Genomic DNA, 16,429 nt, shown 5'->3' on the forward strand with positions numbered 1-16,429 from the left:
CGCTGCGGCTTCTTTCTGTAAAGAAGAAGGTGTTTCAAAATGAAATCAGCTTATATTCATATTCCGTTTTGTGAGCATATCTGCCACTATTGCGATTTCAATAAATATTTTATTCAGAGCCAGCCTGTCGATGAGTACTTAAACTCACTCGAAAAGGAAATGATAAATACAATAGAACGGACGGGGCGCCCTGATCTCCGCACGATTTTTATCGGGGGAGGCACGCCGACATCGCTCTCACCCGTCCAGCTGGAAAAATTGATGGATTCCATTCACCGCGTGCTGAAGCCTTCTGACGGACTCATAGAATTTGCCGCGGAAGCGAATCCGGATGATTTGTCCCCGGAAAAATTAAAAATCATGAAAAATGCCGGTGTCAATCGGCTGAGCTTCGGTGTTCAAACCTTTGAAGATGAGCTTTTACAAAAAATCGGCAGAGTGCATAAACAAAAGGACGTATTCACTTCCTTTGAACGTGCGAGGGCTCTCGGCTTCGACAACATCAGTCTCGATTTGATGTTCGGCCTGCCGGGTCAGACGCTGGCCGATCTTGACAATTCCGTCAAAACGGCTTTGTCTCTTGATGCGGAGCACTATTCCGTTTACTCGCTGATCGTAGAGCCGAAAACGGTGTTTTATAATTTAATGCAAAAAGGCCGCCTGCATCTCCCGGCGCAAGAACAAGAGGCCGAGATGTATGAAACGGTTATGAGGCAGATGAGTGAAGCGGGCATCCGTCAATACGAGATCAGTAACTTTGCAAAGCCCGGATACGAGTCCCAGCATAATCTGACGTATTGGAGCAATGAAGAGTATTTCGGTTTTGGCGCAGGCGCTCACGGATATATCAGCGGGACGCGCACCGTCAACGCCGGGCCTGTGAAACATTACATGCAGCTCATTGAAGAAAAGGGGCTGCCTTACCGTGACACGCACGAGGTGACACGTGAGGAGCAGATTGAAGAAGAAATGTTCCTCGGTCTCAGAAAAATGTCCGGCGTACAAAAGCAAGCTTTTCTCGATAAATTCGGACGCTCGGTCGACGAACTGTTTCCCGATGTTCTCAAAGATTTAACCGAAAAAGGCCTGATCTGTGACGCGGAAGAATCGGTTGCATTAACGCATGAGGGCAAATTATTAGGAAATGAGGTTTTTGGCGCTTTTTTGGGTGAGTTATAATTGACATTTTTCTTTTGGTTTGTTACTTTTGATATAGAATTAGCACTCGCTGACCTTGAGTGCTAACAGGGGTGATGATGATGTTAACAAATCGTCAGCTGTTGATCCTGCAAGTGATCATTAATGATTTTATACAATCAGCGCAGCCTGTAGGATCAAGAACTCTTTCAAAAAAAGACGAGATTACATTCAGCTCTGCAACGATCAGAAACGAGATGGCTGACTTGGAGGAATTGGGCTTTATTGAAAAAACCCATTCATCCTCAGGACGGATTCCGTCGGAAAAAGGGTACAGGTATTATGTCGATCATTTGCTGTCACCCGTCAAGCTGACAAAAACCGATCTGGATTTAATTCACTCGATATTTAAAGAAAAAATCTTTGAGCTGGAAAAAACAGTCCAAAAATCAGCGCAAATCCTGTCCGATCTGACAAACTACACATCGATTGTCCTCGGGCCGACGCTGAGCGAGAACTATCTTAAACAGATTCAAATCGTTCCGATCCAGCCGGATAAGGCGGTCGCCATCCTCGTCACGAACACGGGGCATGTCGAAAACCGCACCATCAATTTCCCGGCTAAAGTGGATTTGGCCGATATTGAAAAACTGGTCAATATATTAAACGATCGATTAGCGGGCGTGCCGATGGACGAACTGAATGAGCGCATTTTCAAAGAGGTTGTCACCTATTTAAGGCAGCATATCGCCAACTATGACAGCATACTTGAATCGCTCCGCTCCACATTCCATCCGGCGGCCCACGTTGAGAAATTGTTTTTCGGCGGAAAGATCAACATGCTGAATCAGCCGGAATTCCATGATATTGAAAGGGTCCGCTCGCTCTTATCTTTAATTGAAAAAGAGCAGGATGTTCTGAAGCTGTTTCAGTCATCAAAAGCCGGGATTTCAATCAAAATCGGGAAAGAAAACGACTACGAAGAAATGGAAAACTGCAGTTTAATCACGGCCACCTATACAGTTGATACGAAACAGATCGGATCAATCGCGATTATCGGGCCGACGCGCATGAATTATTCAAGAGTCGTCAGCCTGCTGCAGCACGTGACTTCGGACTTGTCAAAAGCATTCACAAGTTTGTATGATGAATAAGGGAATTTTGGCAATCATTTTCAGTCATCTTTTTACAGCATTTGAGGGAGGTGAACACAATGTCAGAAGAAAAACAAACCGCAGAACAGGTTGAAGCAGCAGAACAAGAAGAAGTGACAGAACAGGCAGAACAAGCCGCTTCACAAGAGCAGCATGAAGAAACGGCAGGTCAGGAAGAAGCCCTTCAGCACCAAATTGATGAATTGCAGGGTTTGCTTGATGAAAAAGAAAACAAGCTTTTGCGTGTTCAAGCAGACTTTGAAAACTATAAACGACGCAGCCGCCTTGAAATGGAAGCTGCTCAGAAATACCGTTCTCAAAACGTCGTAACGGAAATCCTTCCGGCTCTCGACAATTTTGAACGGGCGTTACAGGTAGAAGCTGAAAGCGAGCAGACAAAAAGCTTGCTGCAAGGTATGGAAATGGTCCGCCGCCAGCTGATGGACGCACTTGAAAAAGAAGGCGTAGAAGCCATCGAAGCTGTCGGTCAGGAATTTGATCCGAACCTTCACCAAGCTGTCATGCAGGTGGAAGATGAAAACTTCGGCAGCAATATTGTTATCGAAGAACTGCAAAAAGGCTACAAACTGAAGGATCGCGTCATCCGTCCTTCAATGGTAAAAGTGAATCAATAACTACATAGCAGGAGGTAATTCAAAGTGAGTAAAGTAATCGGAATTGACTTGGGTACGACAAACTCATGTGTGGCAGTGCTTGAAGGCGGAGAGCCTACAGTCATCGCCAACGCTGAAGGAAACCGTACGACTCCGTCAGTCGTTGCATTTAAAAACGGCGAGCGCCAAGTAGGGGAAGTGGCGAAACGCCAATCAATCACAAATCCTAACACAATCATGTCTGTTAAACGCCATATGGGTACTGACTATAAAGTGGAAATCGAAGGAAAAGACTACACGCCTCAAGAAGTGTCAGCTATTATCCTTCAGCATCTGAAAGCATATGCTGAAAGCTACCTCGGCGAAACAGTTTCAAAAGCCGTTATCACTGTTCCTGCATACTTCAACGATGCTGAGCGCCAAGCGACAAAAGATGCCGGTAAAATCGCCGGTCTTGAAGTAGAGCGTATTATCAACGAGCCGACTGCAGCAGCGCTTGCATACGGACTTGATAAAACGGACGAAGACCAAACAATTCTTGTTTACGACCTTGGCGGCGGTACGTTTGACGTATCTGTTCTTGAACTTGGCGACGGCGTGTTTGAAGTCCGTTCAACTGCCGGTGACAACCGTCTTGGCGGGGACGACTTTGACCAAGTCATCATCGATCATCTCGTAGCAGAATTCAAAAAAGAAAACGGCATTGATCTTTCAAAAGACAAAATGGCGCTTCAGCGTTTGAAAGATGCGGCTGAGAAAGCGAAAAAAGATCTTTCCGGCGTATCATCCACACAAATTTCTTTACCATTTATCACGGCGGGAGAAGCAGGTCCTCTTCACCTTGAGCTGACACTGACCCGCGCTAAATTCGAAGAGCTTTCCGCTCACCTTGTTGAGCGCACAATGGCTCCTGTCCGTCAGGCTCTTCAAGATGCGGATCTTTCTGCAAGCGAAATCGACAAAGTTATCCTTGTCGGCGGATCAACACGTATTCCTGCCGTACAGGAAGCAATCAAAAAAGAAACGGGTAAAGAAGCGCATAAAGGCGTAAACCCTGATGAAGTTGTAGCGCTGGGTGCAGCGATTCAAGGCGGTGTCATCACGGGAGACGTAAAAGACGTTGTTCTTCTTGACGTTACACCGCTTTCTCTCGGTATTGAAACAATGGGCGGCGTGTTCACAAAACTGATCGACCGCAACACGACAATTCCGACGAGCAAGTCTCAAGTATTCTCAACTGCAGCTGACAACCAAACGGCTGTTGACATTCACGTGCTTCAAGGTGAGCGCCCGATGTCTGCCGACAACAAAACGCTCGGCCGCTTCCAGCTTACTGATATCCCGCCTGCACCGCGCGGCGTACCGCAAATCGAAGTTTCTTTCGATATTGACAAAAACGGTATCGTAAACGTAAGAGCGAAAGACTTAGGCACAGGAAAAGAACAAAATATTACAATCAAATCTTCTTCAGGTCTTTCTGATGATGAGATCGAACGCATGGTAAAAGAAGCGGAAGAAAACGCTGACGCTGATGCGAAGAGAAAAGAAGAAATCGAAGTCCGCAACGAAGCTGACCAGCTTGTGTTCCAAACGGAAAAAACTTTAAAAGATCTGGAAGGCAAGGTGGACGAAGAGCAAGTGAAAAAAGCAAACGACGCGAAAGACGCGCTGAAAGCCGCTATCGAGAAAAACGAAATTGAAGACATCAAAGCGAAAAAAGATGAGCTTCAAACAATCGTTCAAGAGCTTTCTATGAAGCTTTACGAAGAAGCGGCGAAAGCGCAGCAGGCTGAAGGCGGAGCAAACGCTGAAGGCAAAAAAGCGGACGACAACGTTGTCGATGCGGAATACGAAGAAGTAAAAGACGACGAAACGAAAAAATAAGTTCTTTCCCGCATGGCTATAGGCGGAAGAACACACAGCATATTCTGATTCAACAGACAGAAAGTCAAAGTCAGGCATCTCTTGGCTTTGACTTTTTTTCTTGCCCGGGATAAAAGGAATTGAAAAAACATAATTCAAAATGATACAATCTAATTTATGTGAGAAATTCGGGAGAGTGAAGCGAGATGAGTAAGCGTGATTACTATGAAGTGCTTGGGGTAAGTAAGAGCGCTTCAAAGGATGAAATCAAAAAAGCCTATCGGAAGCTTTCAAAAAAATATCATCCTGATATCAATAAAGAATCCGGAGCAGATGAAAAATTCAAAGAGGTAAAAGAAGCGTACGAAGCGCTCTCAGACGACCAAAAACGCGCTCAATATGACCAATTCGGCCATACAGACCCTAACCAGGGATTCGGCGGCGGTTTCGGAGGCGGCGGAGACTTCGGCGGCTTCGGTTTCGATGACATATTCTCAAGCATCTTCGGAGGCGGCACGAGACGCCGTGACCCGAATGCGCCGCGGCAAGGCGCGGATCTGCAGTATACAATGACCCTGTCATTTGAAGACGCGGCTTTCGGAAAAGAAACGATCATTGAAATTCCGCGCGAAGAGAATTGCGAAACATGTAAAGGATCGGGCGCAAAGCCGGGAACAAAGCCGGATACGTGCTCGCACTGCGGAGGTTCAGGCCAGCTGAACGTCGAACAGAACACGCCGTTTGGCAAAGTGGTTAACCGAAGAGTCTGCCACCACTGTGAAGGAACAGGAAAAATCATCAAAAACAAATGTTCTGACTGCGGCGGCACGGGCAAAGTGAAAAAACGGAAAAAAATCAATGTCACGATTCCTGCCGGTGTGGATGACGGACAGCAGCTGCGCGTTCCGGGTCAAGGTGAACCTGGCGTAAACGGAGGGCCTGCGGGAGATCTGTTTGTCGTATTCCATGTGCGCGCCCACGAGTTCTTTGAGCGCGACGGAGACGATATTTATTGCGAAATGCCGTTAACGTTTGCCCAAGCGGCACTCGGAGACGAAGTGGAAGTGCCGACGCTTCACGGAAAAGTGAAATTGAAAATACCTGCCGGCACACAAACAGGCACGAAATTCAGATTAAGAGGCAAAGGCGTTCAGAACGTCCGGGGCTACGGACAAGGCGACCAGCACATTGTCGTCCGCGTCGTCACACCGACGAATCTGACAGACAAACAAAAAGACATCATCCGCGAGTTCGCTGAAGTCAGCGGAAACCTGCCGGATGAACAAGAAATGAGTTTCTTTGACAAAGTAAAACGCGCATTTAAAGGCGAGTAATGATTGGATAGGAGTTGGTAGTTTTGAAATGGTCCGAAATCAGCATTCACACAACACATGAAGCGGTCGAACCCATCTCAAATATTTTGCATGAAGCTGGTGCGAGCGGGGTTGTCATCGAAGATCCGCTTGATTTAATGAAAGAGCGTGAGAATGTTTACGGGGAAATCTACCAGCTCGACCCCAATGATTACCCCGATGAGGGTGTCATTGTCAAAGCGTATCTGCCGATCAACAGTTTCCTCGGCGAAACGGTGGACGGCATTAAAGAGACGATTAATAATCTGCTTTTGTACGACATTGATTTGGGCAGAAACAAAATCACCATTTCTGAAGTGAATGAAGAAGAATGGGCGACAGCTTGGAAAAAGTATTATCATCCTGTGAAAATTTCTGAAAAGTTCACGATCGTTCCCACATGGGAAACGTACACACCTGTTCATACAGATGAACTGATTATCGAAATGGATCCGGGTATGGCATTCGGTACGGGAACGCATCCGACAACAGTTCTGTGCATTCAGGCGCTTGAGCGTATCGTTCAAAAAGGCGACCGTATCATTGATGTCGGCACCGGTTCAGGAATTTTAAGCATTGCGGCCGCCATGCTTGAGGCCGAATCGGTTCATGCGTATGACCTTGATCCGGTCGCTGTTGAAAGCGCGCGTCTGAATGTGAAATTGAACAAAGTGAGTGATACGGCCGAAGTGAAGCAGAACAATTTGTTAGACGGCATCACGGGCGAACATGATGTCATTGTCGCAAATATTTTGGCAGAAGTGATTCTCCGCTTTACATCACAGGCGTACGACCTGCTCAAAGACGGAGGCCATTTTATTACTTCAGGCATTATCGGCCAGAAAAAACAGGAAGTAAAAGAAGCGTTGGAAAAAGCCGGCTTTACTATCATAGAAATTCTGTCTATGGAAGATTGGGTCAGCATCATCGCGAAAAAATAACAGTTAGTAGGTGTCACAGCGTATGCAACGATATTTTATCGAGCTCACGAAGCAGGAGATGGACGAAACTCCTGATTTTCAAATCAAGGGGGAAGACGTCCACCATATAGCGAACGTCATGAGAATGAGTGCGGGAGACCGGATTATCTGCTGTTCGAAAGACGGCCATGAAGCGTTATGCCTGCTTAAAGAGGTTTCTAAAGATCATATATCATGCAGCATTGCTGAGTGGACGGGTGAAAACCGTGAACTGCCTTTGAAGATCAGGATCGCAAGCGGCCTTCCGAAAGGCGATAAGCTTGAATGGATTATCCAAAAAGGGACCGAGCTGGGGGCAAGTATGTTCATCCCTTTTCAAGGCGCCAGATCCGTTGTTAAGCTAGACGACAAAAAGGCAAAGAAAAAACGGGAGAGATGGGCGAAAATCGCGAAGGAAGCGGCGGAGCAATCGTACCGCAATGAAATTCCCGAAGTGAAAACCGTTCATACGTTCCGGCAGCTGCTTGAAATGGCGGAGAATGTCGATAAATGTGTCGTTGCATACGAGGAGTCATCAAAGCAGGGAGAAACGGGCGCTTTCGCCGCGGAGCTCAAAAGCCTTCCGCAAGGTTCGTCTCTTTTAATCGTATTCGGCCCTGAAGGCGGTCTGACTGAGTCTGAAGTTCATCAGCTTTCAGAAAAAGGCGCCGTCTTATGCGGCCTCGGACCGAGAATTTTACGGACTGAAACTGCGCCTCTTTACGCGTTAAGCGCAGTTTCCTATCATACAGAGTTATTAAGAGGTGATCAGTAATGGCAACTGTTGCTTTTCATACCCTTGGCTGCAAGGTCAACCATTATGAAACAGAAGCAATCTGGCAGCTGTTTAAAGATGCGGGTTATGAACGAAAAGAATTCGAACAGACAGCAGATGTATATGTCATTAATACATGTACGGTAACAAACACGGGAGATAAAAAAAGCCGTCAAGTCATCAGACGGGCGATCCGCCAAAACCCTGACGGCGTCATCTGCGTAACAGGGTGCTATGCGCAAACCTCTCCGGCAGAAATTATGGCCATCCCGGGTGTTGACATTGTCGTCGGCACACAGGATCGTGAAAAAATGCTCGGTTACATTGAGCAGTACAGGGAAGAGCGTCAGCCGATCAACGGCGTCGGCAATATTATGAAAGCACGCGTGTTTGAAGAGCTGGATGTTCCCGCTTTTACTGACCGCACAAGAGCGTCGTTAAAAATCCAAGAGGGCTGCAACAACTTCTGTACGTTCTGCATTATCCCTTGGGCGCGCGGCCTGCTTCGTTCCCGCGATCCGGAAGAAGTCATTAAACAGGCGCAGCAGCTGGTGGATGCCGGCTATAAAGAAATCGTCCTGACGGGGATTCATACGGGCGGCTACGGCGAAGATATGAAAGATTATAATTTCGCCAAGCTTCTCCGCGAGCTTGATACACGTGTAGAAGGATTGAAGCGGATCAGAATTTCATCTATTGAAGCAAGCCAAATCACTGATGAAGTAATTGAAGTGCTGGATGCGTCTGATAAAATCGTCCGTCACCTTCATATCCCGATTCAGTCAGGATCAAATACCGTTCTGAAACGGATGAGACGCAAATATACGATGGAATTTTTCGCGGACCGTTTAAATAAGCTGAAAGAAGCGCTGCCGGGTCTGGCCGTCACATCTGATGTCATCGTCGGTTTCCCGGGTGAAACGGAAGAAGAATTTATGGAAACATACCGGTTCATTAAAGAACATAAGTTTTCAGAGCTTCACGTATTCCCTTACAGCAAACGCACCGGAACACCTGCGGCCAGAATGGAAGACCAGGTTGACGAGAACGTGAAAAACGAACGGGTGCATAAGCTGATCGCGCTGTCAGACCAGCTTGCCAAAGAATACGCCTCCGATTATGAAGGAGAGGTTCTGGAAATCATTCCGGAAGAGGCGTTTAAAGAGTCTGATGAGGAGGGCATGTTCGTCGGCTATACGGACAATTACATGAAAGTCGTCTTCAAAGGCACGGAAGATCTAATCGGCAAACTTGTCAAAGTCAAAATTCAAAAAGCGGGCTATCCGTACAATGGAGGACAATTCGTCCGTGTCGTTGAGGATGAAATGACCCGAAACATGCGCATGTCTTCATAACTGATAAAAAAACCGGTGCCTTCCCGCATCGGTTTTTTTACGGTTTCGGAGGAATCAGCCTGTCAATCAGCCGATAAAACAAATGTGTGAACGGCAGAAACAATAGGGCGGTGACTACGTTAAATAACAGGCTGAAATGCGCAATCATCTGCGCGGGATCATCAGACAGGCGCTCCGTAAAACCTGCTGATGCGGACAGGAAGGGAAATACGAGCAGCACGCCGAGAATATTAAACACAACGTGAGCACCGGCGGTCTGTCTGGCGGCATAACCGCCTGAAACAGCAGCCATGACGGCCGTGACGCATGTCCCGATATTAGATCCCAGAACGACGCTGACCGCTTGTTCAATGCCGATCACCCCTTCGTTCATAAAACTCATCAAAATGCCGATGCAGACGGAGCTTGAATGAATGATTGCCGTCAATATCATACCGATAAAAAGAGCGGACCAGCTCGAATCATTCACATGTCGCAAAACCTCCGCCCCCGCCTTCATTTCTGTCAGCGGAACGGCGAGCCGGCTGAAGCATGTGATGCAAAAGAAGATGATGCCGAGACCGAGGAAGCTTATGCCGATCTGCCTGAACGGATATTTACGGATGAGAATAAACACAAGGCCTCCGATAAAAAGCACCCAAATGAGCACATCCATCTTTATGGCTAAAAACTCCGTCGTAAACGTGGAGCCGACATTCGTGCCGAGAATCATCGGAATAGTCCGTTTAAAAGATAAAGCGCCTGCGCTGACAAAGCCGATGACAATGACCATGAAGGCTGAGCTGCTCTGAAGAAAACCAGTGAATACGATGCTTATGAGAAAAGCTTTCAAAGGGTGGTCGGTAAATAAGAGCAGGCTCTTCTCAATTTTTGAATACGTTAATGCGATCAGCCCCTGCCTGAGCAGGCTCATTCCGAGTAAAAAAATCAGGATAAGTGCGGTAAAGAGAATCAGTATCATCAAATGAAACACCCCTTTCCATCATTATATAGACAAGCAGCCTTATTCATGACGGAAAAGTGAGCTCGCTTAGTTGACCTGACTGATGGCTTATATTATAATGTCAAAGTACATGTTTATATATGTATCTTTTTAAAGGTAGTCGATTGGTGTATTCGGAGGGAGGGAAAGAGAATGTCAAAAACGGTCGTTAGAAAAAACGAATCGCTTGAAGATGCTCTTCGTCGCTTCAAACGCAGTGTATCAAAGACAGGTACTTTGCAAGAAGCAAGAAAGCGCGAATTTTATGAAAAACCTAGCGTAAAGCGCAAGAAAAAGTCAGAAGCTGCTAGAAAACGCAAATTCTAAAAGAGGGTGGATTTATGAGTCTTCTTGAGCGACTTAACCAAGATATGAAGCTGTATATGAAAAGCCGTGAGAAAGACAAACTGACTGTCGTTCGAATGGTGAAAGCTTCACTTCAAAACGAAGCAATTAAGCTTAAGAAAGACAGTTTGACCGAGGATGAGGAACTTACTGTCCTATCTCGTGAACTTAAGCAACGTAAAGACTCCCTCCATGAATTTTCAAACGCTAATCGTTTAGATTTAGTAGATAAAGTTCAAAAAGAGCTGGACATTTTAGAAGTTTATTTACCGAAGCAGCTCTCTGAAGAAGAGCTGCAGACAATCGTAAATGAAACCATCGCTGAAGTCGGTGCGAGCTCCAAAGCGGACATGGGCAAAGTGATGAGTGCTATTATGCCTAAAGTAAAAGGTAAAGCTGACGGAAGCGTAATTAACAGACTTGTCAGCAGTCAATTATCTTAATTGACAAGAAAAAAGACATCTTTCCTTGAGAGATGTCTTTTTTTATACATAAAAAAATGAAACTAAAGTACATTTGTTACGTATATAAAGAAGAACGAAACGGGAAGGAGGGTATATTTGCCTTGTTCCGAAAAAAAACCGGAATTGCTGTTGCTCTATTGGGCTTATTTGTATTATCTTTATTAGGGGTTCAATTGAACGCGAAAGCTGATCATCCATCGGTTTATGTCATCCCGGTTGAGAAAAATGTCGAACAGGGACTCGCCTCGTTTTTATCGCGTTCTTTCAAAGAAGCGAAGGAGTCCGGCGCGTCACACATTATTCTTGACATCAATACACCGGGAGGCGCCGTTCAATCAGCCTTGGATATTGCGGATATCATCGGCCGCGCGGATGTGCCTGTTACCGCTTACGTTAATAAACGGGCGCTTTCTGCCGGAGCGTATATAGCGCTTCAGGCAGATGAAATCTATATGGCGCCGGGCGGAAAAATGGGTGCCGCAGCCATCATCGACGGAAAAGGAAACGCGGCGGACAAAAAGGCCCAATCACTGTGGCATGCAGAAATGGAGGACGCAGCGGTTAAAAACAACCGAAATCCGAAATACGCCCTGGCCATGGCAGATCCCGCCATCAATGCAAAGGAAGCGGGCGCCCCAAAGGGAAAACTGCTGACACTGACAGCTGAAAAAGCCAAGGAAGTCGGATATTCGGAGGGCACGGTTTCAGACCTTGATGCTTTATATACAAAGCTCGGTTTTGACAAAGCGGATGTTCACCATTCAGAAGAAGGTTTCGTCGGCAAACTGGGCAGATGGCTGACAAATCCGTTTGTTGTCCCCGTCTTATTAACGCTTGCTTTGCTTGGTTTGACCATTGAATTGTTCTCGCCGGGCCTCGGGATACCGGGTGCCGTCGGACTGACGGCCATGCTGCTGTTTTTCACCGGGCATATCGCTGCCGGATTCGCCGGCTATGACAGCATATTCTTATTTTGCGCGGGCTTCGTTTTTATCCTTTTAGAGATATTTCTGCCCGGAGGCATAATCGGTCTTATCGGTATTGCAGGCGTCATCGCGAGCCTCTTTCTCGCTGCGGGCAGCTTTACCGTAATGGCGGTTTCTCTCTTGATCGCCATTGCTGTGTCTATTACAGCCTTTATCATATTAACAAGGGTGTTGGGGAAACGAATGAAATTCTTTAAAAAATTAATATTAACTGATTCAACAAGCACGGAGAGCGGCTATGTTTCAAATCAGAACCGGACGGAGCTGTTGGGAAAAGTCGGCGTTACCGCTACAGCCCTCAGACCGTCAGGCACCGTCATTATTGATGATGAACGTCTGGATGTCGTCTCGGAAGGATCATTCACTGAAAAAGACAGACAGGTGAAAGTAGTGAAAGCGGAAGGCTCACGCATTGTCGTGAGAGAAATATAGATGATAACCTTGAGGAGGAATTAGATGGAACTGTCAAGTTTGGCGATTTTAGCATTAGTTGCTGCTGCCATTATTGTGTTAGCCATATTCTTCACCTTTGTACCGGTGATGCTATGGATTTCGGCGCTTGCGGCAGGAGTCAGAATCAGCATTTTCACTTTGGTCGGGATGAGGCTGCGGCGCGTCATACCAAGCCGCGTTGTCAATCCGTTAATTAAAGCGCACAAAGCCGGCCTTGCCGCAACAACAAATCAGCTCGAAAGCCATTATCTGGCCGGAGGTAATGTCGACAGGGTGGTCAATGCCCTGATTGCGGCACAGCGCGCCAATATTGAGCTGACATTTGAACGCTGTGCAGCCATTGACCTGGCCGGGCGTGACGTATTGGAAGCTGTACAGATGAGCGTCAACCCGAAGGTCATTGAAACACCGTTTATCGCGGGTGTCGCCATGGACGGAATTGAAGTAAAAGCAAAAGCCAGAATCACGGTAAGAGCTAATATCGAGCGCCTTGTCGGAGGAGCGGGAGAAGAGACGATTGTCGCCCGTGTCGGAGAAGGGATTGTCTCGACAATCGGTTCTTCACAGAATCATAAAAAAGTGCTTGAAAACCCAGATATGATATCGCAGACCGTACTTGGCAAAGGGCTGGATTCAGGCACCGCATTTGAAATTCTTTCGATTGACATCGCCGACGTTGATATCGGCAAAAACATCGGAGCGATTCTTCAGACGGATCAGGCAGAAGCAGACAAAAACATTGCGCAGGCCAAAGCCGAAGAGCGCCGCGCCATGGCGGTCGCCCAAGAGCAGGAAATGCGCGCTCGCGTAGAGGAAATGCGTGCGAAAGTCGTGGAAGCAGAAGCCGAAGTGCCGCTTGCGATGGCAGAAGCGTTGCGTGAAGGAAACATCGGCGTCATGGACTATATGAACATAAAAAATATCGACGCGGATACGGACATGAGGGATTCTATCGGCAAGCTGACGAATGACCAGCAAGATGAAGACCAACAATAACCTCTCTATTAAGGAGGGAGCCGCTATATGCACGAGATTCTGACAAATCCGCTCGTCATTGCCGCCGTCATCGGCATTATATCGGCAATATTCGGCAAGAAAAACAAAGATGAAAAACGTCCGCCGGGTACACGTTCCGGAAATCAGGCAAAAAAGCAGGATCAAAAACAGCCGCAGAAAGAGCATAAGCCGGAAGCGGAAGAATTGCCTGCCGTTTCAGAAGAGAACCCTTTTGAGCAAAAAAGAAGGGAAGCTGAAAAGCGCTTAGCGGAGACGGAGCAGATGTTTAACGGGCTTGAACATAAGCTGGCATCCCCACGCGCACGAAACGCGTCTCTGAAGAAATCAGCCCTCAAAATAAATAAAGAAACTGCGGTCCAAGGCATTATATTCAGTGAGGTTTTGGGGCCGCCCCGTGCAAAAAAACCGCACCGGACCATGCGGAACATCGGTAAAAAATAAAGTGTTAGAACCCCTTTTCAAATCATACATATGAGATGAAAGGGGGTTCTTTTTTTATGGGGCAAAGAAAGAATCGTGTAAAGGCATGGCTGACAAGAGCATTGGAAATTCCCCCGGACGTTATGATGGATCTGCCTCGTATTACGATGGTCGGCAGACTTCATATCTACATAGAGAATCACAGAGGCCTCCTGCTGTTCAGCGAAGAAGAAGTCAGGCTGATGCTCAAGCAGGGGCAGTGTATCATATCAGGAAAAAACTTGGTCATTAAGGCAATCCTTCCTGAGGAAATCCTTTTGGAAGGCACGATAGATCACGTACGATATGTCGATTCATAAAGCCGGGGGGAAATAATGTGAAAAACAAATGGCTGTCATTTTTTTCGGGTAAAGTCCAAATGGAAGTCAAAGGAAAAGGGATTGAACGGCTGCTGAATGAATGCACGAGAAACGGAATCGCCATCTTTGCGGTGAAAAAAAAGCAAGACTGTGTTCTGCTGATGATTCAGCTTCAGGATGTACATGCTTTCAGAAGAGTCATCAGAAAACATGAATGCAAAGCAAGCTTTACAAAAAGAAAGGGTCTTCCCTTTCTGCTTCTCAAATCAAAATTAAACCTGGGTTTCACTGCGGGATTTGTGATATTTTTTGTTATATTGTTTCTTTTGTCCAACATGATTTGGGAAATTGATATTAAAGGGGCCAAGCCAGAGACCGAGCATCAGATGGTAAAGCACCTTGAAGAAATCGGTGTAAAAAAAGGCCGTTTGCAATTTTTAATGATGACGCCGGAGAAAATTCAAAAATCCTTAACAAACGGTATCGATAATATTACGTGGGTCGGTGTGGAATTGAACGGGACAGCCCTTCATATGAAAGTGGTCGAAAAAAACGAACCGACAAAAGAAAAGTACGTGAGCCCCCGCCATATCGTTGCCAAAAAGAAGGCGGTCATCAAAAGGATGTTCGTGCAAAAGGGGCAGCCGATGGCTTTTGTGAACGATCATGTTGACAAAGGACAGCTCCTCGTCTCAGGACTGATCGGAAATGAAGACCGGAAAGTCGCCTCAAAAGCGGAAATTTACGGAGAAACATGGTACAAGTCAGAAGTAACCGTGCCTCTTGAAACATCATTTACGCTATATACGGGTAAAGTAAGGACGAAGCACAAGCTGTCTTTCGGATCATGGGGCGTGCCTTTTTGGGGCTTCGGGTTTAATGAGGAGCCGCTGAAACATCCGAAAACAGAGGAAGAAAAGCATCCGTTTCAATTTCTGGGGATGAAGCTTCCGGTTTCTTACGTTCAAGAACAGACAAGAGAAAGTGAAACATCCGTGCGGACTTATACGAAAGGCGAAGCGGTTCAGGCCGGTATCAAAATGGGAAGACAAGATGTAGAAAAGCGATTAAACGGCAGCGGAGAGGTGGAAAGTGAAAAAGTTTTGCACCAATCCGTTGAGAATGGTAAAGTAAAGTTGATTATTCTCTACCAAGTTATAGAAGATATCGTTCAAACCACACCTATTGTTCAGGGAGACTAAAGAATGGCAGAACATTTACTTGCGATTAATCACAAACTGAAAAGCCCGGACGAAGCACTTTCTTTGTTCGGCAGCCAAGATGCCTTTTTACATTTAATGGAGAAGGATCTGGGCATTAGCCTCATCACACGCGGTGAAACCATTTACGTTTCCGGGAATGATGAAACATTTGAGATCGCTGACAGATTATTGGGCTCGCTCCTTACTTTAATTCGCAAGGGGATCGAGATTTCGGAACGTGATGTGCTGTATGCCGTGAAAATGGCAAAAAAAGATGAACTGGACTATTTTGAAAGCATGTATGAAGAGGAAATAACGAAAACGGCAAAAGGCAAACCGATCCGTGTCAAAACCATCGGCCAAAGAGAATATGTGGCGGCGATGAAGAAAAACGACATGGTGTTCGGCATCGGGCCGGCGGGAACCGGCAAAACTTATTTGGCGGTCGTAAAAGCGGTGCACGCTTTAAAAAACGGCCACATTAAAAAAATCATTTTAACAAGACCCGCTGTGGAAGCCGGCGAGAGCCTCGGTTTTCTGCCCGGAGATTTAAAGGAAAAAGTAGATCCTTATCTGCGCCCGCTGTATGACGCGCTCCATGATGTGCTCGGAAGCGACCATACGGAGCGTCTTATGGAAAGAGGGGTTATTGAAATCGCCCCGCTTGCCTATATGAGAGGGCGGACGCTTGACGACGCGTATGTGATTCTTGATGAAGCCCAGAATACCACTCCCGCTCAAATGAAAATGTTTTTGACGAGATTGGGTTTTGGCTCTAAAATGATCATTACGGGCGACGTAAGCCAAATTGACCTGCCGAAAGGCGTCACATCGGGACTTGCAGTAGCGAAGGACATGCTGAAGGACGTAAACGGCATCTCCGTGATTGAACTTGACCAGACAGATGTGGTCAGGCATCCGCTTGTTGCAAAAATTATTGAAGCTTATGATAAGCAAAAGTAATGCAAAAATGACCCGATCTCCCGTTATCG

16 protein-coding genes and 1 pseudogene are annotated in these 16,429 nt (G+C 46.5%); 16 read left to right on the top strand and 1 reads right to left on the bottom strand.

Annotated elements, in window-relative coordinates:
• The first annotated feature begins 39 nt into the window (after positions 1 to 39).
• From hemW to mtaB, 8 genes are all read left to right on the top strand, one after another.
• The gene (gene hemW, locus HWY38_RS15660) at positions 40 to 1,179 is read left to right on the top strand and encodes a radical SAM family heme chaperone HemW (RefSeq protein ID WP_224182169.1); all 1,140 of its coding nucleotides are present in this window, start codon (positions 40 to 42) and stop codon (positions 1,177 to 1,179) included.
• 80 nt (positions 1,180 to 1,259) lie between these two features.
• Entirely contained in the window at positions 1,260 to 2,291 is a 1,032-nt protein-coding gene (gene hrcA, locus HWY38_RS15665; protein ID WP_003152889.1) for a heat-inducible transcriptional repressor HrcA, read from the top strand.
• 59 nt (positions 2,292 to 2,350) lie between these two features.
• Positions 2,351 to 2,926, top strand: a complete 576-nt coding sequence (gene grpE / locus HWY38_RS15670; protein ID WP_003152892.1) for a nucleotide exchange factor GrpE — start codon at positions 2,351 to 2,353, stop codon at positions 2,924 to 2,926.
• Between the two features lie 24 nt (positions 2,927 to 2,950).
• Positions 2,951 to 4,789: a molecular chaperone DnaK gene (gene dnaK, locus HWY38_RS15675; RefSeq protein ID WP_007408273.1), complete on the top strand. Its 1,839-nt coding sequence runs from the start codon at positions 2,951 to 2,953 to the stop codon at positions 4,787 to 4,789.
• Positions 4,790 to 4,974: 185 nt separating this feature from the next.
• Positions 4,975 to 6,102 carry a molecular chaperone DnaJ gene (gene dnaJ / locus HWY38_RS15680; RefSeq protein ID WP_003152895.1) on the top strand — a complete coding sequence of 376 codons (1,128 nt, stop codon included), beginning with the start codon at positions 4,975 to 4,977 and terminating at the stop codon, positions 6,100 to 6,102.
• 23 nt (positions 6,103 to 6,125) lie between these two features.
• A complete protein-coding gene (prmA, locus tag HWY38_RS15685) occupies positions 6,126 to 7,061 on the top strand; it encodes a 50S ribosomal protein L11 methyltransferase (RefSeq protein WP_014418413.1) in 936 nt (311 codons plus the stop codon).
• A 22-nt stretch (positions 7,062 to 7,083) separates the two neighbouring features.
• Positions 7,084 to 7,854: a 16S rRNA (uracil(1498)-N(3))-methyltransferase gene (locus HWY38_RS15690; protein ID WP_088461138.1), complete on the top strand. Its 771-nt coding sequence runs from the start codon at positions 7,084 to 7,086 to the stop codon at positions 7,852 to 7,854.
• Positions 7,854 to 9,209 carry a tRNA (N(6)-L-threonylcarbamoyladenosine(37)-C(2))-methylthiotransferase MtaB gene (gene mtaB, locus HWY38_RS15695; RefSeq protein ID WP_224182170.1) on the top strand — a complete coding sequence of 452 codons (1,356 nt, stop codon included), beginning with the start codon at positions 7,854 to 7,856 and terminating at the stop codon, positions 9,207 to 9,209. Before HWY38_RS15690 ends, mtaB begins: the two co-directional genes overlap by 1 nt.
• Positions 9,210 to 9,246: 37 nt before the next feature.
• Here mtaB and HWY38_RS15700 read toward each other — a convergent pair whose 3' ends face one another.
• Positions 9,247 to 10,173: a Na/Pi symporter gene (locus HWY38_RS15700; RefSeq protein WP_021494332.1), complete on the bottom strand. Its 927-nt coding sequence runs from the start codon at positions 10,171 to 10,173 to the stop codon at positions 9,247 to 9,249.
• 171 nt (positions 10,174 to 10,344) lie between these two features.
• Here HWY38_RS15700 and rpsU point away from each other — a divergent pair, with 171 nt between their 5' ends.
• The 8 genes and pseudogenes from rpsU (at position 10,345) to HWY38_RS15740 (ending at position 16,400) form a co-directional block, all read left to right on the top strand.
• Positions 10,345 to 10,518: a 30S ribosomal protein S21 gene (rpsU, locus tag HWY38_RS15705; RefSeq protein WP_003152957.1), complete on the top strand. Its 174-nt coding sequence runs from the start codon at positions 10,345 to 10,347 to the stop codon at positions 10,516 to 10,518.
• Positions 10,519 to 10,532: 14 nt separating this feature from the next.
• Entirely contained in the window at positions 10,533 to 10,979 is a 447-nt protein-coding gene (locus HWY38_RS15710) for a GatB/YqeY domain-containing protein (protein ID WP_007408278.1), read from the top strand.
• Positions 10,980 to 11,101: 122 nt separating this feature from the next.
• A complete protein-coding gene (locus HWY38_RS15715) occupies positions 11,102 to 12,418 on the top strand; it encodes an NfeD family protein (protein WP_224182171.1) in 1,317 nt (438 codons plus the stop codon).
• A gap of 24 nt (positions 12,419 to 12,442) precedes the next feature.
• Positions 12,443 to 13,435, top strand: a complete 993-nt coding sequence (floA, locus tag HWY38_RS15720; RefSeq protein ID WP_174738115.1) for a flotillin-like protein FloA — start codon at positions 12,443 to 12,445, stop codon at positions 13,433 to 13,435.
• Positions 13,436 to 13,462: 27 nt separating this feature from the next.
• Positions 13,463 to 13,897, top strand: a complete 435-nt coding sequence (locus HWY38_RS15725) for a hypothetical protein (protein ID WP_224182172.1) — start codon at positions 13,463 to 13,465, stop codon at positions 13,895 to 13,897.
• Positions 13,898 to 13,953: 56 nt separating this feature from the next.
• Entirely contained in the window at positions 13,954 to 14,235 is a 282-nt protein-coding gene (yqfC, locus tag HWY38_RS15730; protein WP_003152966.1) for a sporulation protein YqfC, read from the top strand.
• 17 nt (positions 14,236 to 14,252) lie between these two features.
• Positions 14,253 to 15,477 (top strand): annotated as a pseudogene (gene yqfD, locus HWY38_RS15735) (sporulation protein YqfD).
• Positions 15,441 to 16,400 (top strand): PhoH family protein, encoded by a 960-nt coding sequence (locus HWY38_RS15740; RefSeq protein ID WP_007408283.1) that lies wholly within the window; start codon positions 15,441 to 15,443, stop codon positions 16,398 to 16,400. Before yqfD ends, HWY38_RS15740 begins: the two are co-directional and overlap by 37 nt.
• Positions 16,401 to 16,429: the final 29 nt, after the last annotated feature.

The sequence above is a fragment of the Bacillus sp. KS1 genome, assembly GCF_020075515.1.
Classification (GTDB): domain Bacteria; phylum Bacillota; class Bacilli; order Bacillales; family Bacillaceae; genus Bacillus; species Bacillus velezensis.